We start from the raw sequence: 1,222 nt of genomic DNA, 5'->3' as shown, positions 1-1,222 counted from the left end.
TATCTAATGCCATAACTGAGTTTAGTTTTTTAGATAATGAAATAAAAATTGTAAATCATTAAGCTTTTAAAACTAATTTAGATTTCTGTTTTTACGCTTAATTAAAAATCTTAGCGCTAAGTAATGCAGCACAGGCAAAGCAGTGTATGTCAGTAACAATGAATCAAACAAAAAAATCCACTTTACGATAACCCACTTATCTTTTCCTGTGCACAAGCTATGGCTAAAAATGCTACACACTCACCTTCTGGAGTCATTAATATTACGATGGCAATGCCAAATATAACGAAGAAGAGTAATAGTCGCTTACACATTTCATAAATTAGCGCTTTGCTAGGCTTTACCTTTATCACAAATCAATTTACTCAATTAATCGCTTCATAAACAAGCTATTAGGATCTAGCTCATAATCCGAAAATGGGCCGCAGTAATCAAATTGATGCCGTTCATACAAACGCCTTGCTGAAGCAAAAAAGTCCATAGACCCCGTCTCCAAGCTCAACCGCTGATAACCACGAGACTTAGCGACGTCCAATATGTGCAACAACAATGTCGACGCTACACCTTGGTTTCTTGCCGTTGCAGCCGTTCGCATAGATTTTATTTCGCCATGGGTTGGCGTTAGTTGTTTTATCGCTACGCACCCTAGTACTAAGTCACCTTGCTTGGCACACCAAAAAGTAATTGATGGGTGTTTTAAGGCTTCAATATCTAATGCATGAACACTCTCTGGTGGCGACGTTGCATACATATCAGCCAAATGTGCTTGCAGCAACTCAATCACGCCAGAGCCCTGTAAATCATCAATCATAATATCCATGTACCAAGGCTTCCTGTCGAACTATTACCGTTTATGAAATGCATTGTTATCAAGTAGCTTAATGACCAAATCGATGCGCTTATGAGCTAAATAATCATCCCTATGACTAAAACCAATAACGACAAATAACAGTAGCAACCACACAACGTTTTGTTCTACGAGTAAGTCTACTTTTGCAATATATAAAATAGCGCCAATAGTCACCAAACACATTAGCCATTGGATTAACCAAGTATATGGTTTGGGTCTCAGTTTATCTAAATCAGCACGTAGTTGGTTATTTTTTCCCGTTTCCATTGATTCAACAACATTATCTAGTTGGATTTCAATTATTATTACACTTCCATTGTAAAAATTTTCTCAATTAGGGTCTGTTGATCTTTGCAGGTTAAATTTTGTTCG

The 1,222-nt window shown here is 37.1% G+C and carries 2 protein-coding genes; both read right to left on the bottom strand.

The features are described from left to right. Positions 1–361: 361 nt before the first annotated feature. Positions 362–820 (bottom strand): GNAT family N-acetyltransferase, encoded by a 459-nt coding sequence (locus H5202_RS22795; protein ID WP_182774025.1) that lies wholly within the window; start codon positions 818–820, stop codon positions 362–364. Between the two features lie 24 nt (positions 821–844). Then, positions 845–1,117 (bottom strand): hypothetical protein, encoded by a 273-nt coding sequence (locus H5202_RS22790; protein ID WP_182774024.1) that lies wholly within the window; start codon positions 1,115–1,117, stop codon positions 845–847. Positions 1,118–1,222: the final 105 nt, after the last annotated feature.

It is taken from the genome of Shewanella sp. SG41-4 (assembly GCF_014164505.1).
GTDB lineage: Bacteria > Pseudomonadota > Gammaproteobacteria > Enterobacterales > Shewanellaceae > Shewanella.
This window is presented reverse-complemented; position numbering and strand designations above follow the sequence as displayed.